The following is a 16,257-nucleotide window of genomic DNA, read 5'->3' as shown; positions in this document are numbered from 1 at the left end:
GACGGCAGGATTTGCAGTTGTCGGCACGCGGCGGCATAGTCGCCGACGGATCCGAACGGGTGCGTACGACACCGCCAACGCCGCGCGACCGAATCTGATTCCCTGCGAGGTGGACAGACGGCAGCGCGAAACCACTGCGCGCCGGTATCCTACGTGGCCGCACGTCGGGCGGGCAAACGTGGGTGGCTGATCAGTGCTCACGCGAAGCGTTCACAGTGACGACCACACTGTCTGGATCGGTCCCGACCGGTCCCGGATCGCCACCCGCGCGTACGAGGGGGAACGTATGTCCACGCCGTCACCCGGCGAATCATCCCAGCTGGAGCCACCACCGGTCCGCCGAGCGGAACAGGTGCTCGGCACGATCGGCAGCGAGCGCCGGCCGGCGACCTCGGCCGAGTCGGTCGCCGCCAACAGCGCGTGGTGGGACGCCGACGCCGACGACTACCACGACGAACACGGCGAGTTCCTCGGCGTCGCCGACTTCGTGTGGTGCCCGGAGTCGCTGCGGGAGGCCGACGCGCGGCTGCTCGGCGAGGTCGCCGGGCGCGACGTGCTGGAGGTCGGCTGCGGCTCGGCGCCCTGCGCGCGGTGGCTGGCCGTCGAGGGCGCGCGGGTGGTCGGGCTGGACCTGTCGGCCGGCATGCTGCGCTACGGGGCGGCGGCCAACGAGGCCACCGGGCTGACCGTCCCGCTGATCCGGGCCAACGCCGAGCGACTGCCCTTCGCCGACGGCTCGTTCGACATCGCCTGCTCGGCGTTCGGCGCGGTGCCGTTCGTGTCCTCGCTGACCGCCGTGTTCGGCGAGGTCGCCAGGGTGCTGCGACCGGACGGGGCGTGGGTGTTCGCGGTGACCCACCCGATGCGCTGGATCTTCCCCGACGACCCCGGCCCCAACGGGCTGCGGGTCAGCGGCTCGTACTTCGACCGCCGGCCGTACGTGGAGGTCGACGCCGACGGGCAGGCCACCTACGTCGAGTACCACCGCACGCTGGGGGACATCGTCCGCGCGCTGACCGCCACCGGCCTGACGATCGTCGACCTGATCGAGCCGGAGTGGCCGGCGGAGCTGACCGAGGTGTGGGGGCAGTGGAGCCCGCTGCGCGGCCAACTGTTCCCCGGCACCGCGATCTTCCGGACCCGGCGGGCCGGGTGAGGGTCGCGGACGCGCTGCTGGCCGCCCAGTCCGCCCGGTTCGAACGGCTCGACCCGCTGCTGCCGCCCGCTGTCGCCCCGCCGGCGGGCAACGTGCTGACCGCCGCCCTGCCCGACGGTGAGCGGGTCGCCGGGGTGCTGGTGCAGGGCCGGTACGAGGCCGGCAGCGCGCCGACGCTGTGGTCGGCGATGGAGCTGTGGGAGCTGTACCCGCTGATCGGCGCCTCGGGCGGGACCGGTCTGGAGGCGCTGCTGCGGGAGTGGCGCGGTCTGTTCGACCGGCTGTCCCCCGGCGCCGACTCGGCGTGCGCGGTGACCTGGCCGAGCCGGGACGCCGAGGCGGTCAGGTCCTTGCTGGCCCACGGTTTCGCGCCGCTGACCACGCTCGCGGTGCGGCGCGCGCCGGCGGCGGAGCCGACGCCGCCGAGCGAACTCGTGGTCCGGCCGGCCACCATCCGCGACCTCGAGGTCGCCCTCGACCTGGAGCTGGCCGAACTGGAGTACTCGGCGCTGGTCGGCGCCGCGGTCTACCGGCCGGACGCGCGCGAGCTCAAGCGGGCGGCCCTGGCCAGGAACCTGGCGCAGGGTGACCCGGTGTGGCTGGCCGAACGGGACGGGGTGGCGGTGGGGCTCGCGCACTGCCGGCTGCTCGACGTCGACGCCGGCTCGGCCAGCGGGTCCCGGCTGCCCGCCGGCCGGTGGGGCTATGTGAACTGTGTGTCGGTGCGCGCCGAGGTCCGGGGCACGGGGGTCGGGCGGGCGCTGATGGCCGTCGCGCACCGCGAGCTGGCGCGGCTCGGCGCCGCCGGCACGTTCCTGTACTACAACCCGCCGAACCCGCTCGCCTCGGTGTTCTGGGCCAGGCACGGCTACCGCCCGCTGTGGACGATCTGGGAGGTTCGACCGGCCGGCGCGCTGCGGTAGCGAGCCTTGCGCTGTGCGCCACCGCGACAGGAGCATCATGCGGGTGACGACTGGGGACTGGTTCGCGCATCTCTACCGGAGCGGCTACCGCGACCTGGTGCTGGTCGCCTACGCGCTGACCAGGGACCTGGGCGCGGCCGAGGACATCGCTCAGGAGGCGTTCGCGGTGGCCTACGGGCGGCGGGCGCGGGTCGAGCTCGCGGACAGCCGGGAGGAGTGGGTCCGCGCGATCGCGGTGCGCCTGGCCCGCCGGCGGACGCGCCGGGACGTGCTGCTCGACCGGCTGCCGCGCCGCGGCGCGGCCACGGAACCCGAGCCCGACCCGCACGCCGCGATCCACGCGCTGGACCACGACGACCGGACGGCGGTCGTCCTGCACCACCTCGCCGACCTGTCGGTGCACACCGTGGCGTCCATTGTGGACGTTCCGGTCGGCACGGTGCTGTCCCGGCTCGCCCTGGCGAGGACCGCGCTGGCGCACCACCTGCGCACCGAGGAGCTGCCAGAGCCGGACGTCGAGGCCCACCTCACGAGCCTCCGCGCCGAGTTGCTCGACACGCTGCCGGTGCCCCCCGTCGACAGGGTCACCGCGCGGCACGGGCAGCGACGCGCCACCAGACGCACGCGGATCGGCGCGGTGGCCGCCGTGCTGGTGGTCGGCGCGGTGGTGCCGATGCTGCGCCAGCCCGACCAACCCTCCGCCGCCACTCCCCCGCCGACGACCACCCTGCCAGCACTCCTCTCCCCCGCGACCTACACCGACGTGCAGTTCTTCGACGACGACCACGGCTACGCACTGCGGGCCACGTGCGATCCCGACGAGGGAGTGAACCGGCCGCCATCCTGTGCGCTGGCACTGCTGGCGACCACCGACCGGGAGCACTGGCGGGTGGTCGGTCCGATCCCGGTCCCCGATCGGGACGACATCAACACTTTCGGCTGGCTGGTCGTGCTCGGACCGGACCAGCTCGCCATCGACCACGGGATAGTCAGCGACAACACCACGTCCCAGTCGGCCCGGATCTACAGCGCCGACGGCGGGCGCACCTGGCGAGACGTGCCGATGCCGCCCGTGGTGACCGAGACCGTGCCGGCCATCCCGCGCGGCGCGAACCTGTTGCCCGCCTGTTCCGGCGCGCTGGCCGACCAGCTGTGCACAACGCCGACGTTCACCGTGGTGCGTCCCGGCTCCGGCACCTCGGCGGTGCTCGCCAACCCGCCACCGCTGTCGAACCCCACCCCTGGCCCCATCCCGACCCCGGCAGGCCACTGGTGGGCGGTCGGCAAGTCGCCGGAAACGCGCGAGTGGGCCATCGCCCTGAGCCGCGACGACGGCCGGACGTGGACGACCAGCGCGCTCGGCGCCGAGCTGCCAGGCGAGCTCGCGGTGTCGGTCACGGCCAACGACGGGACCCTGTGGGCCGCGGCCAGCGGCCGCGAGCCGGCGGGCAATTTCGGTCTGTGCGCCATCCTCCGCAGCGACGACGACGGCCGAACGTGGCGGCGGACCTGGCAGCCGGACAAGCCACCGGACCGCGACGACTATTTCATGAGCACGCTGGTGGCGGCAGCCGACGGCACGCTGAGCCTGCACGACTTCTCCGCGACCTACCGGTTCACCGACGGCGGCCGAACGCTCGAGATGGACTCCCGGCAACGGCTCGGCATGGTGCGCTGGACCAAAGCGGGCTACGTGTCGACGGGGACCGGGTCGATCGAGCTGTCGACCGACGGCCTCACCTGGCGCGCACTCGACCTCCCGAACTGACCACCGCCGGGAACCTGGCTCCTGACTCGTGACTCTTTGCACGTAACTGATTCCGACAGGAGCGTGCGGTGACCACTGGGGACTGGTTCACGAACTTCTACCTTCACAGCTACCGCAGGCTGGTGCTGACGGCCTACGCGCTGACCGGTGATCTCGGTGAGGCCGAGGAGATCACCCAGGAGGCATTCGCAACGGCCTACGGGCGACGAAACCAGGTCGAGCGCACCGACAGCCCGGAGGCGTGGGTGCGCACGGTCGTGGTGAACATGGCCCGCCGGCGGTGGCGACGGCGCGCGCTGCTCGACCGGCTGTTGCGCCGCGGCGCGGCCGCGCCCGACCCGCCACCGGACCTGACCGCCGACCATCTCGACCTGCACACCGCGATCCGGACACTGGACCGCGACCACCAGGCGGTGGTCGTCCTGCACTACCTCGCCGATCTGCCCGTGCACACCGTTGCGTCCATTGTGGACGCTCCGGTCGGCACGGTGAAGTCCCGGCTCTCCCGGGCACGGGCCGCACTGGCCCGCCAGCTCCAGACCACGGAGGTCGATCATGCCTGACGTCGATGACCGGTTCGCTGGTCTCCGGGAATCCATGTACAACGCGGTGCCGCTGCCGGACCCGGGCACGGTCGCCCAACGGTACCGGCGACGACGCACCCGCCGGCAGCTGCAGGCCGGCGCGGTGGTCGCCGTGCTGATGATCAGCGCCCTGGTGACCCAGCTGCCGCTGCGGGACTCGGGGCTGTCATTCGGCTCTCCCCCGGGGACGACCCCCGGTGGGCCGGAACAGTTCGTCACCGACGTGCAGTTCGCCGCCGACGGCAGCGGCTACGCGCTGCGAACCCACTTCTCCGACGCCGAAGGTTACGACCGGCCCTTCGCGCACACCCTGTTGGCCGCCACCGATCAGGAGAACTGGACCGAGGTCGGTCCCGTGCCGATCCCGGAGCGCGGCGACGTCGCGCTCGCCGGGGACCTGGTCGTGCTCGGGCCGAACGAGCTCGTGGTCGACTTCGTCAACATCGGTAGGCGCACCAGCTCCCGGTCGGCCAGGGTCCACAGCGGCGACGGCGGGCGCACCTGGCAGGAGGTACCGATGCCGGCGGTGGTGACCGACACCGTGCCGGCGATCCCCGAGGGCGCCCAGCTCAGGTCCGCCTGCGCCATCGAACCGGTCAACCGCCCGCGCTGCGAGACCCCGACGTTCACCGTGGTCCAGCCCGGCACCGGCGCGTCGGCCGTGCTGGCCGCCGCGCCGCCGTTGGTCACCCCGATGCCCGGCGTCATCCCGACCGCGGCCGGCCACTGGTGGGCACTCGGTCAGGTGCCGGGTACGTCGGCGTGGGCGATCTCGGTGAGCACCGACGACGGCCGCACGTGGACGACCAGCGAGCTCGACATCGACGTGCCGAACGCCAGGGCGTCGGTCGTGTCCCAGGGCGGGAGCCTCTACGCCTCAATCGTCAACCACACCATGGACGGGGTCGAGAACGGTCTGCGGGCCATCCTCCGCAGCGACGACGACGGCCGGACCTGGCAGCGGACCTGGGAGGCGGCCGAGGAGCAGCGGATCGAGCTCACCAGCGAACTCGTCGCCGCCGAGGACGGCACGCTGAAGGTCCACGCGTCCCCCGACCGCTACACGGTCACCGACGACGGCCGGACGCTGACGCGGGACGGGCAACCGTCCGTGGAGGTGATCCACTGGACCAGGGCGGGTTACGTGGCGACGAAAAAGTCGTCGTACCTGCTGTCCACGGACGGGATCTCCTGGCGGGACCACCAGGTCCCGTCGGCCTGAGCGCTCAGCGGTTCGTCGAGCGGAACTCACCGACCTGGTGGACCGCATGCGGGCGGCCGGCCAGTGCTCGGCGCACCGCGTCGAGCACGCCGGCCGCGATCTCCTCGTGGTTGAGCCATCTGGTCCGCCCGGCGTGCCGTACGAAGCCGAGGACCACCTGCTGGGTCGGGTGGTCGGGCAGCACCGGGTCCGGGCACCCGCCGACCGGGTTGGCCGACGCGCTGCCGTGAACCTCGACCACCGGCGCGCCCGGGGCGAGCAGCGGCGCCACGGCCCGCAGCACGGCGGTGCGGACCTCGCGATGCACCCAGGCCACGAGCAGGTCGGCCTGGCCGCCGAGCGCCTCGCCGGCGTCGCGGGTCAGCGCGGGTGGGTCGAACCAGTCGGCCTTCACCCACACCGCCCGCCGCTGGCTGCCGTTACCGTCCGCGATCGGGGCATAGCGCCGGCTCGGCAGGACGACATGCCAGTCCTCGGCGACGAGTGCTTCGGCGCAGCCAGCCAGCATGCCGGTTCCGCCGAGGACGAGGGCCCGCTGTCCGGTCATCCGACCTCCGCTGCGAGAAATTCACCGCAAGATTACCGCTTTTCGGACAACCGCGGGCTGATCACCGGGAGTGACGGTCAGTGGGCGGCGTCGTTCCACGAGTGGCCGAAGCCGACGGACACGTCCAGCGGCACGGCGAGCTCGTAGGCACTGCCCATGCCCTTGCGCACCAACGACTCCGCCGCCGCCCGCTCGCCGTCGGCCACCTCGAGCACGAGCTCGTCGTGCACCTGGAGCAGCATCCTGGTGCCCAGGCCGGAGGACTTCAGCTCCCGGTCGACGTTGAGCATGGCGACCTTGATGATGTCGGCCGCGCTGCCCTGGATGGGCGCGTTCAACGCCATCCGCTCGGCCATCTCCCTGCGCTGGCGGTTGTCGCTGGTGAGGTCGGGCAGGTAGCGGCGGCGGCCGAAGATCGTCGAGGTGTAGCCGTCCTTACGGGCCTGGTCGACGATCTCCCGCAGGTAGTCGCGCACGCCGCCGAAGCGGTCGAAGTACTCGTCCATCAGCTCGCGGGCCTCGTCGGTGGAGATCCGCAGCTGCTGGGACAGCCCGTAGGCGGACAGGCCGTAGGCCAGGCCGTAGTTCATCGCCTTGATCTTGGCCCGCTGCGCGCCGGTGACCTCGGTCGGCTCGACGGCGAACACCCGCGCCGCGGTGGCCGCGTGGAAGTCGAACCCCGACTGGAAGGCCTCGATCAGCGCCGCGTCGCCCGACAGGTGGGCCATGATCCGCATCTCGATCTGGCTGTAGTCGGCGGTCATCAGGTCGGCGAAGCCGCCGCCGACGACGAACGTGTCGCGGATCGTGCGGCCGGCGTCGGTGCGGATCGGCACGTTCTGCAGGTTCGGCTCGGTCGAGGAGAGCCGGCCGGTGGCCGCGATCGTCTGGCTGTAGGTGGTGTGGATGCGGTCGTCGTCGGACACCGACTTGATCAGGCCCTCGACGGTGATCTTCAGCCGGGTGGCGTCGCGGTGGTCGAGCAGGTGGGCCAGGAACGGGTGCTCGGTCTGGGCGTGCAGGGTCTGCAGCGCGTCGGCGTCGGTGGTGAAACCGGTCTTGGTGCGCTTGGTCTTGGGCATCTCCAGCTCGTCGAACAGCACGACCTGCAGCTGCTTGGGCGAGCCGAGGTTGATCTCCTTGCCGATGACCGCGAACGCCTCCTGCTCGGCGCTCTTCACCCTGGCGGCGAAGCCGGACTCCAGCGAGGCGAGCTGGGCGGTGTCGACCGCGATGCCGACGGCCTCCAGCTCGGCCAGCACGTACAGCAGCGGCAGCTCGATCTCGGCCAGCAGCCCGGTGCCGCCGGTGTCGGCCAGTGCGACGTCCAGCGCGTCGGCCAGCTCGGCGATCGCCCTGGCGCGCACGATCTCGCCCTCGGCGACCTTGGCCGCGTCGCCCTCCTCGCCGTCGAGCAGGGACAGCTGGCGCTCCTCTGGCTGCTGCTCCACCCGCAGCTCCCGCTTGAGGTAGCGCAGCACCAGGTCGTCGAGCGCGAACGAGCGCTGGCCTGGCCGGACCAGGTAGGCGGCCAGGTGGGTGTCGGTGACCAGTCCGCGCAGCGTCCAGCCCCGGTGGCGCAGCGCGTGCAGCGACCGCTTGACGTCGTAGGCGAGCTTGGGCGTTGCCGGGTCGGCCAGCCACCCGGCCAGCGCCTGCTCGTCGGCCTGGTCGAGCGTGGTGACGTCGACGAACACCCCGGTGCCGTCGGCGAGGGCGAGCGCGAGCGAACGCAGCTCGACGGCCTCCCCGGACACCCCGGTGGACAGGTCCCGGAACGACAGCCCGACCCGCACGCCGGGACCGGCGTGCTCGCGCAGCCAGCCGGGCAGGGCGCCCGGCTCCAGCGCGCCGCCGGTGACCTCGAAGCCGTGCTCGGCCTCCGGCTCGGCGGTGGCCAGCTCGCCGAACAGCCGGTCGCGCAGCACGCGGAACTCCAGCTCGTCGAACAGCCGGTGCACCGCGTCGCGGTCCCACGGCCGGGCCGCGAGCTCGGCCGGTGCCACCCCGAGCGGCACGGTGCGCACCAGCTCGGTGAGCTGGCGGTTCATCAGCACGCTGGACAGGTGCGCGCGCAGCGCGTCGCCCACCTTGCCCTTGACCTCGTCGACCCGGTCGACCAGGTCGTTGAGCGAGCCGAACTGGTTGATCCACTTCGAGACGGTCTTCTCCCCCACGCCGGGGATCTTGGGCAGGTTGTCCGACGGGTCGCCACGCAGGGCGGCGAAGTCGGCGTACTGGTCGGGCCGCACGCCGGTCTTGGCCAGCACGCCCGCCGGGTCCAGCCGGGCCATCTCGGACACGCCCCGGGACGGGTAGAGCACCGTGACCTGGTCGTTGACCAGCTGGAAGGCGTCCCGGTCGCCGGTACAGATGGCGACCGCGTAGCCCTCGGCGGTGGCCTGCGTGGTGAGCGTCGCGATCAGGTCGTCGGCCTCGAAGCCCTCCATCGACAGCGCGGTCACGTCCAGGACGCGCAGGACCTCCTCGATGAGGCTGACCTGGCCCCGGAACTCCTCGGGCGAGGTGGCGCGGTTGGCCTTGTACTCGGCGAACTGCTCGCTGCGGAAGGTCTTACGCGAGACGTCGAAGCAGACCGCGATGTGCGTCGGCTTCTCGTCGCGCAGCAGGTTGATCAGCATCGAGGTGAACCCGTACACCGCGTTGGTGTGCTGGCCGGTGCCGGTGGAGAAGTTCTCCTTGGGTAGCGCGTAGAACGCCCGGTAGGCCATGGAGTGGCCGTCGATCAGGAGCAGGCGCTGCTCATTGCTGGTGGCTGCGGTTCGTGTGTCGGGCGTCTCAGGCACAGGGCGAGTCTAGGGTGGTGCACCGACACTGGTGACGAGCACCAGCTGAGGGAGACAGTGTGTCGACTAGCCAACAGAATCCGTTTCCGCCCGAGCTGCCGGGGCTGCGGACAGATCTGTTCGACCAGATGTTGCCGACGAAGATGGGCATCGAGATCACCGAGTGGGACCCCAAACGGGTGGTCGCCACGATGCCGGTGGCCGGCAACCTCCAGCCGTACGGTCTGCTGCACGGCGGCGCCAACGCCACCCTGGCGGAGACCATCGGCTCGGTTGCCGCGGCGCTGAACGCCGGGCAGGACAACGTGGCGCTGGGCCTGGAGCTGTCCTGCACCCACCACCGGGCCGCGCGGTCGGGCACGGTCACCGGGGTGGCCACGCCGCTGCACGTGGGCGCGAGCACCTCCACCTTCGAGGTCGTGATCACCGACGACGAGGGCAGGCGGACCTGCACCGCACGCCTGACCTGCATCGTCCGCAAACGCCCACCCGGCGCATGACGGCGCTGGGCGTGGTCTTCCGGCCACAGCTGCCGCCGGAGCGGCTCCGGGCCGTGGTCGAGGTGGCGGAGGCCACCGGCCTGGAGGAGCTGTGGCTGTGGGAGGACTGCTTCTTCGAGAGCGGCATCGCGCCGATGGCCGCCGCGCTGGCGTGGACGTCCCGGCTGCGGGTGGGCATCGGCATCCTGCCGCTGCCGCTGCGCAACGTGGCACTGACCGCGATGGAAGCCGCCACGATCGAGCGGATGTTCCCCGAGCGGATGATTTTCGGGGTCGGTCACGGCGCACAGCACTGGATGGCCCAGGTGGGGGTCCGGCCGGCGTCGCCGCTGACCGCCATGCGCGAGCACCTGACGGCGCTGCGGGCGTTGCTGGCGGGCGAGACGGTGACCACGGCCGGCCGGTACGTGCAGCTGGACCAGGTGTCCCTCGACTGGCCGCCGGCGCGGGCGCCGAAGCTCTACGTCGGCGCGACCAGGGAGCGGTCGCTGCGCCTGTCCGGTGAGCTGGCCGACGGCACCGTGCTCGACGCGAGCAACCCGCCGGCGGCCGTGCGGCGGGCACGGGCGCTGATCGACGAGGGCCGGGAGACCGCGGGACGGACCGACCAGCACGAGCTGGTGGTGTTCATGACCGCCACGACAGGTCCGGGGGCGGCGGAGCGGATGCACCGGGAGCTCGTGGCCTGGGGCAACGAGAACGTGCCGAATCTGGGCGCCCACGGTGACGCCGCGGCGGTGGCCGAAGGAGTACACAACCTGGTCGAGGCCGGCGCCGATCGGGTGATCCTGGTGCACACCGCCGACGAACCGGACCTCGAAGGCCTTGTCCGCTTCACCGCAGAACAAGTCCGCCCACTGGTCGCTAGTCCGCCTCCCCGGGATTAAGAGTGTTGGTTGCGTTCCGGCGCATGCAGGCGGAGGGCGGGGTGGTTGGTGGCTGGGTTGCGTCACGGTCCCCTGAGGTGCGGTTGGTTGGCGTGGGGACTTTGGATGAAGATCTGGGTGGCTGGGGTTGTTGTTGTCGTGGTGGGTCTTGCCGGGTGTGTCTCCGGTGGGAGCGGTGAGCGGGAGTCTCCTGCCTCGACCACCTATCAGCAGGATTCGCGGCCGGTTCGGCCGGACGAGGTGGCGTTGCGTGGGGAGGCGGTCGTCGACGGGGACACGTCGTTCACGCTGATCGGCCTCACCACCGACCTGGCCCGGCTCATCGGCAGCCACGTCGAGTTCGAGCCGGAGAACGGCCAGTTCATCCGGGTCCGGCTGGTCGTGGTCAACGTCGGCCGGAGCGGCGTGCTGTTCGACACCGGCCGCCAGCTGCTGGTGCTGACCGACGGCACCACCCACGCCCCGCACCGCTCGACCATGATGGTCAAACGCCAGCCGGACACCATCGACCTCGGCGCCGGGGTGCGGGTGGAGTTCGACCTGTACTACGACGTGCCGGCCGACGCCGAACCCGCCGCCCTCCGCGCCTTCGGCGGCCCGACCCTGTCGGACATGAAGGACGCCGAAGGCACCGACATCCCGATCACGCCCTGAACACCCTGCGGTCCGGGGTCACGTGTGGAACGTGCCGTGGAGCTGGGCGATCGAGATCCGGAACGGGTAGGTCCGGCTGGCGCCCCGCACGCCAACGAGCCACGAGGTCTCGCTGACACGGTAGACCGACCGGCCGCGCGATGTCCTGGGGTGGCGCGGCCGGTAGGTCCTCGCGTAGTGCTGGGCGATCTCGTGCGCGTGGTCGCGGTCTGTCGCCGGGATCTGGCCCGACAGCAGCCAGTTCTTGTCATTGCCGAAGCCGACGGTCTCCTCGATCAGGACGTACCACGGCTGTTCGGTCGGCCCGGTCACCGCTAGTCGATGTACTCGCCGGTCTCGACCGCGTCCCACTTGGCGTCGCGCTGTTCGTAGACGGTGAGGACGTGGTTCCTGGTGTCGCCGAACTCGTCGAAGGAGACCTTGCCGGTCGCGCCGTCGCCCTCGTACTCGGCGGCGTTGGCCACAAGCTGCTCGCGCATCGAGGTGGACCACTTGTCCTCGCCGACGGTCGTCGCGAGCGCGCCGATGATCGCGTTGGCCGCGTCGTAGGCGAACGCCCCGTACGCGCCGATGTCCTCCTGGTAGCCCGCCTTCTCGTAGGCCTTCGCGAACGCCTGCGCGCTGTCCAGGTCCTCGACCGGCGCGCCGACCGAAGTGGCCAGGTCACCGTTCTTGCCACCGGAGGTGAGGTAGGCGTCGTTGAAGATGCCGTCGCCGCCCATCACCGGGATGGCCAGCCCGGCGGCCGCGAGCTGCGCGGACATCGGCGCGGCCTCCGGATAGTGGCCACCGATGTAGACCGCGTCCGGCTCGAAGGGCTTGAGCGCCGCGATGAGCTTCGCGAAGTCCTTGCCGCCAGGGGCGATCTGCTGGCGGGTGACGATCGTCGCGCCCTTCTCCTCGGCCTGCTCGATGAAGGTCCCGGCCAGCCCCTCGCCGTAGGTCAGCCCGTCGGTGACGACCGCGATCTTCTTCTTCGCCGCCGTCTCCACCAGGTAGTTCGCCGCGAACGGGCCCTGCAGCGAGTCGACCGTGCAGGTGCGGAAGTAGGTCTTGAACTGCCGCTTGGGATTCTCGCGGAAGTCCTTGCCCTTGGTGAGCTGGTCGTTGGTGTTGGCCGGCGAGATCTGCAGGATCCCCGCCTTGTCCAGCACCGGCGCGACGCTGGTGGACACCGACGAGTTCAACGTGGACACCACGCCGACGATGTCCTGCGTGGCGGCCAGCATCGTCGCGGCCTGCGCGCCGAGCTTCGGGTCCATGCCGTCGTCCTGGACCTGCGCGGTGAGCCGGTAGCCGTTGACCACGCACTTCTCGTTGGCCTGGTCGACGGCGAGCCGGGTCGCGTTCTCGATCCCCCTGCCCTGCGCGACCATCGCCCCACTCAACGGCGCGATCACGCCGATCACCAGCGTGCCCTTGCTGGTGTCACAGCCGGCGCGCTCCCCGTCCGGCGGGTTCTCATCGCTGGAGGTGCACGAACCCACTAACAACGCGGTCGCCGCGACGACGGCCGCGACCCTCACCGACTGGAAACGCAACAACTGCGGTCCTCTCCACGAGTTCTCACGCGACGCCGAGATCACCACCAAGATAGGCCGCGCGGACCTGCGGGTCGTGCAGCAGGTCGTCGGCGACGGCGGACTTGACCACCCGGCCGGTCTCCAGCACGTAGGCCCGGTCGGCGAGCTGCAGCGCCTGGTGGGCGTTCTGCTCGACCAGCAGCACCGTGGTCCCGCGCTCGTTGATCCCCCGGATGATCTCGAAGATCTGGGCGACCAGCATCGGCGCGAGGCCCATCGACGGCTCGTCGAGCAGCAGCACCTTCGGATGGGTCATCAGCGCGCGCCCGATGGTGAGCATCTGCTGCTCGCCGCCGGACATCGTGCCGCCGAACTGGGTCTTGCGCTCGGCCAGCCTGGGGAAGATCTCGTAGACCTCCGCCAGGTCCTTGCGATGGTCGTCCTTGCGCGCGTACGCGCCCATCAACAGGTTCTCCTCGACGGTCATGCCGGGGAAGATCCCGCGACCCTCCGGAGCCTGGCCGATGCCGAGGATGGCCCGCCGGTGGGCGGGCACCTTCGAGATGTCGTTGCCCTGGAACGTGACCTGCCCACCCGAGAGGGGCCGCAGACCCGAGATCGTCTTGAGCGTCGTGGTCTTGCCGGCGCCGTTGGCCCCGATCAGGGCGACGATCTCGCCCTCGTCGACCTCGATGCTGATCCCGCGCAGCGCGGCGACCTTCCCGTAGAAGACGTGAATGTCGTTGACCTCAAGAAGCATCGGCTTCGGCTCCCAGGTACGCCTCGATGACCTTCGGGTTCTTCTGCACCTCACCTGGCCTGCCGATGGCGATCAGCTGGCCGAAGTCGAGTACCGCCACCCGGTCGCTGATGTGCATGACCAGACCCATGTCGTGCTCGATCAGCAGCACCGTGCGGCCGTCGTCGCGAATGCGCCGGATCAGGTCCTGCAGCGACTGCTTCTCGGCCGGGTTCATGCCGGCGGCCGGCTCGTCGAGCAGCAGCAGCTTCGGGTTGGTGCCCAGCGCCCTGGCGATCTCCAGCCGGCGCTGGTCGCCGTAGGGCAGGTTCTTCGCGGTGTCCCCGGCGCGGTGGGCGATGCCGACGAACTCCAGCAGCTCCATGCCGCGCTCGCGGCCGTGACGCTGCTCCCGGTAGTGCCACGGCAGGCCGAGCACGGCCCCGATCGCGCCGGTGCGGTGGTGGGCGTCGATGCCGACCATCACGTTCTCCAGCGCGGACATGTTGTGGAACAGCCGGATGTTCTGGAAGGTCCTGGCGACCCCGGCCTTGGTCACCTTGAACCGCTTCATCCCGTCGATCCGCTGGCCGGCGAACCGCACCGAGCCCGAGCTCGGCCGGTACACGCCGGTGACCACGTTGAACGCCGTGGTCTTGCCGGCGCCGTTGGGGCCGATCAGGGCGAAGATCTCCCCTTCGCGGATGGTGAAGCCGACCCCGCTCATCGCGACGACGCCACCGAAGGCCATGGTGACGTCGTCCAGCTCGAGCAGGACGGGCGCCTCGTTCGGCTCCGTCACTTGGAAACCTCCATATCAGGATCCGATCCCGGCCCCGGCACCTCGGCGCCCATCGTGCCCATGCCGCCGGTTCCCTCCGCCAGCTCGGCCTGCCGGCGCCTGGAGGGCAGCAACCCCTCCGGCCGGAAGGCCATCAGGATCACCAGTACCGCGCCGAAGATGAGGATGCGGTACTCCTCGAGGTCACGGAAGCGCTCCGGCAACCAGGCGATGAGGAAGGCCCCGAACAGCACGCCGGGGAGGTTGCCGGAACCGCCGAGCACCACGGCGACCAGGATCGTCGCGGACAGGATGAACGGGAAGTTGGTCGGCACGACGAAGTTGTCCTTGCTCGCCCAGACCACGCCGGCCAGTGCGCCGATGATGGCGCCGACGGCGAAGGCGAGCAGTTTGAACTTGAACGTCGGCACACCCATCAGCTCGGCCGCGTCCTCGTCCTCGCGGATCGCCGCCCAGGACCGGCCGACCCGGCTGATCTCCAGCCGGCGCGAGAAGATGATCATCAGCACGATCGCGGTGAGCATCAGGTAGTAGTACGGCGCCGGGTCGAAGGCGAACTCCATGCCGAACATCTGCGGCGGGTGCGGCACGTTGGTGATGCCGCGCGCCCCGCCGATCTCGTCGGTGTTGTTCGCGGTGATCCGGACGATCTCACCGAACCCGAGGGTGACGATGGCGAGGTAGTCACCACGCAGCCGCAGGGTCGGCGCGCCGAGGATCACCCCGGACACCATCGCCAGGACCAGCGCCATGGCCAGCGTCGCCCAGAAGTTCCAGCCGTACTCGGTGCCGAAGTAGGCCAACGAGTACGCGCCGATGGCGTAGAACGCCACGTAGCCGAGGTCGAGCAGCCCGGCCATGCCGACGACGATGTTGAGCCCGATCGCCATCAGCATGTAGGTGCCGATCGGGTTGATCAGCACCGACGTCCAGTCCGACTGCGGGGACATGAACGAGCCGACCCAGGGGGCCGGCAGGATGAGCGCGAACCCGATCAGCGCGACGTAGACGATCCAGCGCTGCCACTGGGGGGCCTTGGCCCACCAGTCGCGGACGCGGTCGATCGGCCCGACCCGCCGCGCGGTGCCGTTGCCGTTGCCGTTGTTGGTCACCTGGTCGCCCTTCATGCGCGCGCTCGCTGCAGTGACTCGCCGAGAATCCCGGTCGGCCGGAACATCAGCACGATCACCAGGACCACGAACGCGGTGACGTCCTTCCACTCGGAGCCGAGGAAGATCGCACCCCAGTTCTCGATCAGGCCGAGCGCGAAGCCGCCGAGCAGGGCCCCGCGGATGTTGCCGATGCCACCGAGCACGGCGGCGGTGAACGCCTTGACGCCGAGCACGAAGCCCACGTTGAACTGGAGGTTCTCGTACTCGAACGCGTAGAGCATGCCGGCGACCCCGGCCATCGCACCGCCGAGCAGGAAGGTCATCCGCACGACGTTGTCGATGTTGACACCCATCAGCACGGCGGCTTCCGGGTCCTGGGCGGTGGCGCGGATGCCCCGGCCCATGCGGCTGCGGTTCACCAACTGGTCGAGCACGATCATCATGACCAACGCGGCGATGATGACGATCACGTGGTCGACGCGGACGTTGGCGTTGCCGATGCTGAACAGCACGTCACGGTCGGCGATCCGCGGCACCGGGACGGTGTTGCGGCCAGGAGAGTCGAAGACCTCGGGGATGACGACGAGCGCGAACAGCTCCTGCAGGAACAGGGACGCGCCGATCGCCGAGATGAGTGCCGCCAGCCGGCTGGCGCCCTTCTTGCGTAGCGGCTTGTAGGCGACCTGTTCGAGCAGGACGGCCGCGCCGCCCGCCGCCGCCGACGACACGACGATCATCAGCAGGAGCAGGCCGACGAGGGCGAGCCCACCGAGCGGAGCCGAGATGCCCAACGTGGTCACCACGAACAGCGCGGCGAACGCGCCGATCATGAAGATCTCGGAGTGGGCGAAGTTGATCAGTCGTAGGACGCCGTACACCATGGTGTACCCGAGGGCGATCAACGCGAAGATCGCGCCCCACGCCAGTCCACCCACGGTATTGGGGAGGAACTGGCTACTCAAGTCTTCGAGCATCTGCACTGCCTTGCCGGGTCGGGGGCGAGCGAGATCGCCATACGGACGAGAGCAGGGGC

The 16,257-nt window shown here is 70.7% G+C and carries 16 protein-coding genes; 8 read left to right on the top strand and 8 right to left on the bottom strand.

The genetic code is table 11. The features are described 5' to 3' along the window. Window positions 1-286 precede the first annotated feature (286 nt). The 5 genes from ACYVIP_RS22495 (at window position 287) to ACYVIP_RS22475 (ending at window position 5,653) form a co-directional block, all read left to right on the top strand. A complete protein-coding gene (locus ACYVIP_RS22495; RefSeq protein ID WP_460399423.1) occupies window positions 287-1,156 on the top strand; it encodes a class I SAM-dependent methyltransferase in 870 nt (289 codons plus the stop codon). Next, on the top strand, window positions 1,153-2,079 hold the full coding sequence (locus ACYVIP_RS22490; RefSeq protein ID WP_460399421.1) for a GNAT family N-acetyltransferase: 927 nt from the start codon (window positions 1,153-1,155) through the stop codon (window positions 2,077-2,079). The genes ACYVIP_RS22495 and ACYVIP_RS22490 overlap by 4 nt, the downstream gene beginning before the upstream one ends. Window positions 2,080-2,116: 37 nt before the next feature. Next, window positions 2,117-3,847, top strand: a complete 1,731-nt coding sequence (locus ACYVIP_RS22485; protein WP_460399419.1) for a sigma factor-like helix-turn-helix DNA-binding protein — start codon at window positions 2,117-2,119, stop codon at window positions 3,845-3,847. A 68-nt stretch (window positions 3,848-3,915) separates the two neighbouring features. Beyond that, window positions 3,916-4,410 (top strand): SigE family RNA polymerase sigma factor, encoded by a 495-nt coding sequence (locus ACYVIP_RS22480; RefSeq protein WP_460399417.1) that lies wholly within the window; start codon window positions 3,916-3,918, stop codon window positions 4,408-4,410. Beyond that, window positions 4,403-5,653 (top strand): sialidase family protein, encoded by a 1,251-nt coding sequence (locus ACYVIP_RS22475; protein WP_460399415.1) that lies wholly within the window; start codon window positions 4,403-4,405, stop codon window positions 5,651-5,653. The genes ACYVIP_RS22480 and ACYVIP_RS22475 overlap by 8 nt, the downstream gene beginning before the upstream one ends. Before the next feature lie 4 nt (window positions 5,654-5,657). On the opposite strand, the gene ACYVIP_RS22470 is transcribed toward ACYVIP_RS22475, so the two are convergent. Further along, window positions 5,658-6,200: a Rossmann-fold NAD(P)-binding domain-containing protein gene (locus ACYVIP_RS22470; protein WP_460399413.1), complete on the bottom strand. Its 543-nt coding sequence runs from the start codon at window positions 6,198-6,200 to the stop codon at window positions 5,658-5,660. Between the two features lie 77 nt (window positions 6,201-6,277). Beyond that, a complete protein-coding gene (gene polA, locus ACYVIP_RS22465) occupies window positions 6,278-9,007 on the bottom strand; it encodes a DNA polymerase I (RefSeq protein ID WP_460399411.1) in 2,730 nt (909 codons plus the stop codon). Window positions 9,008-9,135: 128 nt separating this feature from the next. Here polA and ACYVIP_RS22460 point away from each other — a divergent pair, with 128 nt between their 5' ends. From ACYVIP_RS22460 to ACYVIP_RS22450, 3 genes are all read left to right on the top strand, one after another. Then, entirely contained in the window at window positions 9,136-9,507 is a 372-nt protein-coding gene (locus ACYVIP_RS22460; RefSeq protein ID WP_460399670.1) for a PaaI family thioesterase, read from the top strand. After that, window positions 9,504-10,394, top strand: coding sequence for an LLM class flavin-dependent oxidoreductase (locus ACYVIP_RS22455; protein WP_460399409.1), 891 nt, complete (start codon window positions 9,504-9,506; stop codon window positions 10,392-10,394). Before ACYVIP_RS22460 ends, ACYVIP_RS22455 begins: the two co-directional genes overlap by 4 nt. A gap of 105 nt (window positions 10,395-10,499) precedes the next feature. After that, window positions 10,500-11,048 (top strand): DUF4352 domain-containing protein, encoded by a 549-nt coding sequence (locus tag ACYVIP_RS22450; RefSeq protein WP_460399406.1) that lies wholly within the window; start codon window positions 10,500-10,502, stop codon window positions 11,046-11,048. 18 nt (window positions 11,049-11,066) lie between these two features. Here the strand turns inward: ACYVIP_RS22450 and ACYVIP_RS22445 are convergent, their stop codons facing one another. The 6 genes from ACYVIP_RS22445 to ACYVIP_RS22420 are packed head-to-tail and all read right to left on the bottom strand — an operon-like array spanning window position 11,067 to window position 16,198. Next, complete coding sequence (locus tag ACYVIP_RS22445; RefSeq protein ID WP_460399404.1) at window positions 11,067-11,360, bottom strand: hypothetical protein; 294 nt, start codon at window positions 11,358-11,360, stop codon at window positions 11,067-11,069. Window positions 11,361-11,362: 2 nt separating this feature from the next. After that, a complete protein-coding gene (locus ACYVIP_RS22440) occupies window positions 11,363-12,574 on the bottom strand; it encodes a branched-chain amino acid ABC transporter substrate-binding protein (protein WP_460399402.1) in 1,212 nt (403 codons plus the stop codon). Between the two features lie 40 nt (window positions 12,575-12,614). Continuing rightward, window positions 12,615-13,331: an ABC transporter ATP-binding protein gene (locus ACYVIP_RS22435; RefSeq protein WP_460399400.1), complete on the bottom strand. Its 717-nt coding sequence runs from the start codon at window positions 13,329-13,331 to the stop codon at window positions 12,615-12,617. After that, window positions 13,321-14,061 carry an ABC transporter ATP-binding protein gene (locus tag ACYVIP_RS22430; protein WP_460399668.1) on the bottom strand — a complete coding sequence of 247 codons (741 nt, stop codon included), beginning with the start codon at window positions 14,059-14,061 and terminating at the stop codon, window positions 13,321-13,323. Before ACYVIP_RS22430 ends, ACYVIP_RS22435 begins: the two co-directional genes overlap by 11 nt. Window positions 14,062-14,108: 47 nt before the next feature. Further along, window positions 14,109-15,239 carry a branched-chain amino acid ABC transporter permease gene (locus ACYVIP_RS22425; protein WP_460399398.1) on the bottom strand — a complete coding sequence of 377 codons (1,131 nt, stop codon included), beginning with the start codon at window positions 15,237-15,239 and terminating at the stop codon, window positions 14,109-14,111. After that, window positions 15,236-16,198 (bottom strand): branched-chain amino acid ABC transporter permease, encoded by a 963-nt coding sequence (locus ACYVIP_RS22420; protein WP_460399396.1) that lies wholly within the window; start codon window positions 16,196-16,198, stop codon window positions 15,236-15,238. The genes ACYVIP_RS22425 and ACYVIP_RS22420 overlap by 4 nt, the downstream gene beginning before the upstream one ends. Window positions 16,199-16,257 lie beyond the last annotated feature (59 nt).

This window comes from Actinophytocola sediminis (genome assembly GCF_054779715.1).
The sequence above is the reverse complement of the archived record's forward strand: the minus strand, read 5'-3'. Positions and strand labels throughout refer to the sequence as shown.